Source organism: Bradyrhizobium sp., assembly GCF_049581145.1.
In the GTDB taxonomy this organism is placed as follows: Bacteria; Pseudomonadota; Alphaproteobacteria; order Rhizobiales; family Xanthobacteraceae; genus Bradyrhizobium.
This window is the reverse complement of the sequence record NZ_JBAURI010001295.1, coordinates 1-7,780: the sequence shown is the minus strand read 5'-3', so window position 1 is coordinate 7,780 and position 7,780 is coordinate 1. Positions and strand designations below refer to the sequence as shown.

The 7,780-nt window shown below is 65.4% G+C and carries 7 protein-coding genes; 1 reads left to right on the top strand and 6 read right to left on the bottom strand.

What is annotated here, in order from left to right; all coding sequences use genetic code 11:
- From WCB02_RS41440 to WCB02_RS41415, 6 genes are all read right to left on the bottom strand, one after another.
- Window positions 1-692: enoyl-CoA hydratase (locus WCB02_RS41440; protein ID WP_423968672.1), on the bottom strand; the 692-nt coding region annotated here is incomplete at its 3' end.
- Window positions 693-803: 111 nt separating this feature from the next.
- Window positions 804-1,628, bottom strand: coding sequence for a glutamine amidotransferase (locus tag WCB02_RS41435; RefSeq protein WP_423968670.1), 825 nt, complete (start codon window positions 1,626-1,628; stop codon window positions 804-806).
- 197 nt (window positions 1,629-1,825) lie between these two features.
- Entirely contained in the window at window positions 1,826-2,605 is a 780-nt protein-coding gene (locus tag WCB02_RS41430; protein ID WP_423968667.1) for an SDR family NAD(P)-dependent oxidoreductase, read from the bottom strand.
- Between the two features lie 232 nt (window positions 2,606-2,837).
- Window positions 2,838-3,317: a TerB family tellurite resistance protein gene (locus tag WCB02_RS41425; RefSeq protein WP_423968664.1), complete on the bottom strand. Its 480-nt coding sequence runs from the start codon at window positions 3,315-3,317 to the stop codon at window positions 2,838-2,840.
- A 202-nt stretch (window positions 3,318-3,519) separates the two neighbouring features.
- Window positions 3,520-4,929: an adenylate/guanylate cyclase domain-containing protein gene (locus WCB02_RS41420; RefSeq protein ID WP_423968662.1), complete on the bottom strand. Its 1,410-nt coding sequence runs from the start codon at window positions 4,927-4,929 to the stop codon at window positions 3,520-3,522.
- Window positions 4,930-4,972: 43 nt separating this feature from the next.
- Complete coding sequence (locus WCB02_RS41415; RefSeq protein WP_423968674.1) at window positions 4,973-6,334, bottom strand: cytochrome P450; 1,362 nt, start codon at window positions 6,332-6,334, stop codon at window positions 4,973-4,975.
- A 480-nt stretch (window positions 6,335-6,814) separates the two neighbouring features.
- On the opposite strand from WCB02_RS41415, the gene WCB02_RS41410 reads away from it, so the two are divergent.
- The coding region (locus WCB02_RS41410; protein WP_423968660.1) for an MFS transporter at window positions 6,815-7,780 on the top strand (966 nt) is incomplete at its 3' end.

The following is a 7,780-nucleotide window of genomic DNA, read 5'->3' as shown; positions in this document are numbered from 1 at the left end:
GTCTGAAACGGCGCGTCATAGAGCTGGCGCTTGATCACCGCCATCGCGCTCGGCGACACGAAATCGGCCAGCTCGCGCGCATAGGCATAGCTCTCCTCGCGCAGCCGCTCCGGCGGGTACAGCCGATTGACCAGCCGGATACGCAGCGCCTCCTCGCTCAAGACGCGGCGCGCCGACATCAACAGATCGAGCGCATGGGCGTGGCCGACGATGCGCGGCAGCATCCAGCTGATGCCGTGCTCGGCGATCAGGCCGCGGCGCGCGAAGGCGGTGGTAAAGACGGTGTTGTCGGCGGCAAAACGAAGGTCGCAATACAGCGCATGCACCAGGCCGATGCCGGCGGTCGCGCCGTTCAGCATGGCGATGACGGGCTTTCCGATCGACGGATAATAGCCGTGACGCGTCTGCCAGTCGCCCCGCCGGTTCATGTCGAACGGCGGAAGATTTTCCGCGCGCCTGATATCGGCGGGATCGAGCCCCTTCAGCGCATCCATGTCGGCGCCGGCGCAGAACGCGCGCCCGGCCCCGGTCAGCACGATGACGCGGACATTGTCGTCGGAGGCGGCCTGCTCCATGGCCGCACGAACATCACGCTCCATCACCGGCGTCCATGCATTCATCCGGTCCGGACGGTTGAGCGTGATGGTGGCGATCTTCTCGCTCACCTCGTAGAGGATTTGCTGATAGGTCATCGCGCGCTCCGTGTGCTGCCCGGCTTGTCGCGGGCTGGGCAACCGATCCTATCACATCGCTAGACTTGAAAAGCCGCCGGCAGCCGTCTTGCGGCCCGCCCCGACTGAAAACTATTCGGCCGCCTGCGCCATCGGCACCGGCTTGCGCGCGAGCCAGTCGGCCATGAAATGCCCAAGCCAGGCTCGCTCGGCCGCGTCATGCACTGCGCGATCGGAGAAATGCTGGTGGCGCGGACGCGCGCCGGGCAGGTCGAGCCGTGCGTGGCCGCGCGTGGTCCAGCGACACATCATCGCGTAGGTCACGTCGGGATGAAACTGGAAGCCGAACGCATGGCCGCACTGAAACGCCTGGATCGGGAAGTCGCTGCCCTCCGCCAACAGGTCGGCGCCGCGCGGCAGCTCGAATCCCTCGCGGTGCCAATGATAGACATGGTCCGGCCAAGCCGGGCAGAGTTTGAGCCCTGCGTTGGTCGGACGGATCGGGTAGTAGCCGATCTGCGTCAGGCCTTCCGGATGCGGCGCGACGCGGGCGCCAAGCTGCATCGCCAGCATCTGGGCGCCGAGGCATATGCCCAAAAACGGCCGCTGCTCGTTCAAGGGCACGCTGATCCAGTCGATCTCGCGGCGGACATAGTCGTCGGGATCATTAGCGCTCATCGGGCCGCCGAAAATGACGGCACCGGCGTGCTCATCCAATGTCCCGGGCAAGGGATCGCCGAAGCGCGGCCGGCGGATATCAAGGGGATGTCCGAGCGCGCGCAAGGCATTGCCGACGCGCCCAGGGGTGGAGGTCTCCTGATGCAGCACGATCAGGACGGGGCGTAACGGCATCGCTGCAGCCTTGGCCTCAGCAGCCGTCCCATCGGCAGCCAGCCCATCGGGAGCCTTGGCATCGGCCGCTGGCTGCAGCCGGATCGATCGGTTTTGCCTGGTCATCGAGCCGCGATCATAGCTAAGCAAAGGTTAACACCGCGTGAGCGCAACATGGAGTAAGCAAATGCCGGGCCAGAAAGCGGCCCAACACCGGGCTATTACGGATCACGCGGAAACTTGTTACCTGGACGCGATCAGTCCGGAAAATCGGTCCTGGCTGCGGGCTCCAAGCGCGGCGCAGGCCGTCCCGGATCATGCTTTCAGCGCTTGCGGAGCTGAAAGCGGCCGACCGCCGAGAGGATGAAGCCGCGCGGAAAGAACCGCAGCATCGTCGGCACCAATTTGATGCCGAAACCTGGCAGTACCGCGCGCTTGTTGGCCATCAATCCGCGATAGGCCTCTCGCGCGACCCCGGCCGGCGAGACGTTGAGGATCGCCGAATCGAATCCAGGCCTCAAGCCGGCGCGGGTCTGGAATTCGGTCGGCACCGGACCGGGGCAGACCAGGCTGACACGCACCCCGAGCGGTGCCAACTCCTGCCGCAGCGCCTCGGTGAACGACAGCACATAGGCTTTGGACGCATAATAAACCGCCATGCCCGGCCCAGGCAGGAAGCCGGCGACGGAACCGACGTTGAGAATGCCGCCGCGATGTTTGATCAGGCTGTCGGAAAATCGCAACGACAGATCGGTCAAGGCGCGGACGTTGAGATCGATGATCCCGAGCTGCTCGGCACGGGACAGGTTGACGGCATTGCCGAACAGGCCGAAGCCGGCATTGTTGACCACATACTCGACGTCCGCACCGGCTTCGATCAGCGCCGCGGCGATCTTGTCGCAGCCGTCGGAGGTTTCGAGATCGCAGGGGATCACGATCGGCGCCGGACCGCCGGCGGCGGTGATTTCGCTGGCCAGCGACGCCAAGCGGTCGGCGCGGCGCGCCACCAGGGCCAGGCGGTGACCGTTGGCCGCGAAAATGCGCGCGAGTTCGGCGCCTATCCCGCCTGAGGCTCCGGTAATCAGCGTCACACGCTCGGTCACGATCCATCCTCTTTGAATGGCAGCTTGTATCGATGGCACGCGGACGGAAGCATAGGGAGGTTGTCGGATGCAAGCCGCCCGGCGCACCTAGCGACGGGTGCCCGGGGGCGGCCAAGGCGATAAGTGCCCCCGCGGGCTCACTTTCCAGAGCGCGCGCAGACCGCGGCGACATTAAAGTTTCGTCATCTCGACAGCCGCTGAGCCGCGATGGCGGCGTCGCAATTCGGTTGTGTCAATGGCCGGCGACGGCGACCGACCGCATCGCAGCAACGCGATGCTTGAGCTCGATCCGGTCGCGCGACGACACCCCGAGCAGATCGGCGGCACGCCACACCACATTATCCTCGAACTCGCTGACCTGGCCGTCGGCATAGACCAGCTCCCACATCATCTCGACGATACGCAGCCTGCCGGCATCATCGACCGAACGCATGATGACGCTGGTGAAATGATAGAGATCGACCGCCTCGCCTTCGACCAGGGTAGCCGATGCGATCAGATGATCTGCGCTGCCGCGGTCGAGCCCGAACCGGCTTTCGATCAGACTGTGCAGCTTGCGCCGCTCGGCCTCGTTGGGCTGGCCGTCGAGCGAGATGACATGAATCAGCAGAGCGGTCGCCGCCAGCTGATAGCCGGTATCGTCGAACGCCCGCTCGCCATGCGCATGGGGTGAGACGACATCGGCGATGAATTGGCGCAGTCCATTCAGCATGGGGTTTATCGCGGCCCGGGTTTTACCGCCGGCACGGCGGTCACGACGATCAACATGAATTGAAAGAACAACCGCCGCAATCGAGAGCCGTTCCCGGGCCGCGGATTATGTTTCGGCAATCTGGCTCTCCTCCTCCGGCCGTCGCCCCGGAATCTCGAGCTTCCAGGTCCGCTCGCGCCCCGGAATGCCCCCAGGCGAAATCTCACGGTATCTCGTACACCACCATCTTGTCGGCGATGCCGCGCAGCGCCGCCTGTTTCTGGATCGGCTTGAGCGCCTCCTTCTCCAGGATCGTGGCAACGCCGGGCGAGTCGATCACCGGGCCGGTAATGTGGATTTCCTGCGAGGTCGAGAGGCTCTGCACCCGGGCAGCGATATTGACGGTCTGGCCGAAGTAATCCTGCCGCTCGTTCAACATCACCGCCAGGCACGGCCCTTCATGGATGCCGATCTTGACGACGAGATCGGCAGTGCCGCGCTCGGAATTGAGCTTGTCCATCGCGGTGCGCATCCGCAGTCCCGCCAACAGCGCGTGTTCGGGACGAATGAAGGTCGCCATCACGGCATCGCCGATGGTCTTCAACACCGCGCCTTGTTCGGAGGCGATGATTTCCAGAAGTTCGCGGAAATGCGCCCGCACCAGATCGAACGCCGCGAGATCGCCGACCCGCTCATAGAGCGCGGTCGAGCCCTTCAGATCGGTAAACAGGAAGGTCAGCGAGGTGATCTTCAGCCGCTGGTCGATGTTGAGATTGTCAGCCTTGAACACGTCGCGGAAGGTCTGGTTGGACAGCATCCGTTTGGCGGTCAGGAACGGCCGGCGTTTGCCGAGCAGCTCATGCAGCGCGTGGTCGGCGATGAAGACGGTGGGCAGCGTACGCACGCCGGCCTGATTGTCGAGCACGAGCCGCAACGGGCCCGGCCGCATGGTGGTCGACCCGGTCGGCGGATGCGCCTTGTTATAGATCAGCCCGAGCTGCTGACGTTCCGTGGTCGGTTCGCCCTGCACGTCGATGAAATGCGCCGAATGTGTCACCGGCTCGAACACGATGATGAATTGCGGCGGCAGCTGCAGCGATAGCACCGCTTTTTCACCGGCGGGCAGCTCCAGCGCGTCCAGCGTGACCTCCTCGGTCAGCGAGGCGAACGAACTCTCGTCGAGCTCGATGCCCGAGCTCCAGAAGATCTGCTTGTAATAGTCCCACAGCGGCAGCGTCGTGGGATCGTGGGCGGCGATCCGCCTGATATTGGAGCTGACGGTGAAGGCCACCTCGACCTGCTCGTCGACCGACGGCTGATAACCGCAGGCGCACAAGCCGCAATGATAGTCGTCGGGACGCAGCGATTTCAGCGTGTCATGCGCATCCAGCACGCCGCTGCAGCCGGGGCAGAGCACATTCCAGGACAGATCGAACAGGCCGAGCCGCGCGGCATGCAGGAAGCCTGAAATGACCTTTTCCTCGTCGAAGCCCGTCCGCTTCGAGAAGTCCAGCGTGTTGATTCGATTGAGCTCATGGTCTTTGCCGTCGGCGATCAGCCGCGCAATCGCATCCGCAACCGCGGGATCGGCGGTCTGTTTCAAAACCGAGAATTGCGCCTGGGTGTCGCTCATGGCTCACCCCTAGATGGGATCGCAGGCGTGCCAGACAATGCCGTCAACGCGGCGTGATGGAAAACATCGGCGAATGGTCCGGCTGCGTCGTCACCACGCCGACCGGGATCACCGGCGATTTGTCGCGCAGTTCGATGCGGAAGGCGCCGATCAGCTTGGCCAGCGCCAGGGTTGCTTCGACCAGGGCGAAATGCGCCCCGATGCAGACCCGCGCGCCGACGCCGAACGGCAGATAGGCAAACCGGTCGGGCGGCGGCGCCGGCGGCAGGAAACGCTGTGGAATGAACGCGCCGGGATCGCGCCAGAGCTTTTCATGTCGGTGCAGCAGCCAGGGCGCGATCAGGATCACGTCATTGGGTTTGACCGCAAGGCCTGAGATGCTGTCGGCGGCCCGCGCGGAGCGTGCGATGAGGAAGGCCGGCGGATAGAGCCGCATCGTCTCGTCAATCACGGCGCGGGTCATTCTCAGCTGCTCGAGATCGGGCGTCGTGCCCGGGGCGAGATCGCGGACCTCGCTTGCCACCTTCTCCTGGGTCACGGGATCGAGCGCCAGCAGGTACAGCGCCCAGAACAGCGCGGTCGCCGTGGTCTCGTGACCGGCCAGGATCATGGTCGCCACCTCGTCGCCGAGCTGCGCGTCGGTGAAGGCGTCGCCGGTTTCGGGATCGCGCGCGTCGCCCATCAGGTCGAACAGATCGCGCGGCGGAGCGCCGTCCTTTTTGCCGGCGGCGCGACGCTCGGCCATCAATGTCGCCACGAACGCCGTCCACCGTTTGCGGAAACGGGCGCGGGAAAAATCCTGCGGGCTCGGCCACGACAGCGGCAGCACCAGATCGAGGAAGTGCGGCCGCGCCAGCCGCTCGCCATATTCGACGACGAAGTCGCGCAGCGCCGGCCCATGCCGGTCCATCGCAAACGAGAACATCGTGCGGCCGGCGATCTCGAGCGTCATGTGCTGCATGGCCTCGCGCAGATCGACCGGTCGGCCGCAATTCGTGCGAAGCTTGGTGATGGTCTCGTCGGTGGCCGCGATCATGGCCGGAACGAGGGTCGAGACCGCGCGCGGCGTGAACGCCGGCGCCAAGGTGCGGCGCTGGTGCCTCCAGGCCCTGCCCTCGGCGATCAACAGCCCCTCACCCAGTACCGGGCGCAGCACGCGAAAGGTCGCCGGCGTGCGCGTGTAGTTCTCATAATTGTCGACCAGGACGTGGCGGATCGCATCCGGCGTGTTCAGGATGAAGCTGCTGCGGCCCAGGAAACGCCCGCGGACGATATCGTCCTCATAGGCGCATTGCCGCCAGGCGCCGAGCGCGCTGACGCGCATCGCCTTCATCCAGCCCAGCGTGGTCAGGTTGTCGGGAGCGCGCGGCGGTGTGGGCGGCACCAGGCGGCCGGTGGCCGGCATCTCCAAAGCGTCCGAATCCAAGGCTGTTGGATCCGCGGCTTTTGGATCCAAGGCTTGCACGCCAAAGGCTTCGGCTATGCTCATTCAACAGCCTCGCTATTTGCAACGACGATGCCCATGACAGCTAGTCAGTCACTTCGGCGACCGCAATCCTGTAGCCGGAAAGGTGCCGGAGAAACGGGACAGCGGGGGCGGCGATCCTTCTCCTGGGCGAACAAGGCGGGCCCGTGACGGCCGATGTCCGCGGCCGAGGGCCGCAGGCGTCGTCACCGGGCGGCCGGCGCACCGAATGGCAGCGCCGCCCTGGACATCACAACACACACGACATGACGTGATCTCTCATGTTTCCAGTATTTTACCGGAATGACCTGGCCGCCTTCGCGTCCGCTTGAGCACTGGACAGGAAGGGACTTTGGCGGGCATCACTTTGAGCCCCGATGAGGGGAATCACTGGGATCGCAGGGCGGACGGAACCCGATCATGACCGAACCGGCAAAACGGCCCATGCTGAGCGCCGACGGGATCGCGGCCCCTTTGCGGTATTCGGTGTTCCGCCGCATCTGGCTGGCGAGCCTGCTATCCAATCTCGGGCTGTTGATCCAGGCGGTCGGCGCCGCCTGGGCGATGACGCAGATGACGTCGTCGGCCGACAAGGTGGCGCTGGTGCAGACTGCCCTCATGCTGCCAGTGATGCTGATCTCGATGCCGGCCGGCGCCATCGCCGACATGCATGACCGCCGCATCGTGGCGCTGCTCTCGCTCTTGATCGCGCTGTCGGGCGCGACCGCGTTGACCGTGCTGGCCTGGTTCGGCCTGGTCACGCCGCAGACCCTGCTGGCGCTGTGTTTCGTGGTCGGCAGCGGCATGGCGCTGTTCGGGCCGGCCTGGCAATCCTCGGTCAGCGAGCAGGTGCCGGCGGAAACGCTGCCCTCGGCGGTCGCGCTGAACGGCATCAGCTACAACATCGCGCGCAGCTTTGGCCCGGCGATCGGCGGTATCGTGGTCGCCTCCGCCGGCGCCGTCGCGGCCTTCGCCGCCAACGCCCTATTGTATCTGCCGCTGCTGGTCGTGCTGTTTCTCTGGAACCGGGTCAGCGAACCGTCGCGCCTGCCGCGCGAGCGGCTCGACCGTGCCATCGTCTCCGGCGTGCGCTATCTCACCAATTCGCCGCCGATCAAGATCGTGCTGACGCGCACGCTGGTCACCGGGCTGATCGGCGGCTCCGTCTCGGCGCTGATGCCCCTGGTGGCGCGCGATCTCCTGCATGGCGGCGCGCAGACCTACGGCATCATGCTCGGCGCCTTCGGCATGGGCGCGGTGGTCGGCGCGCTCAACATCGGCGAAGTGCGCAAACGCTTAGGGGGCGAGGCCGCGATCCGTGCCTGTGCGATCTCGATGGGCGGCTCCATCGCCGCGGTGGCGCTGAGCCATCAGCGGGTCCTGACG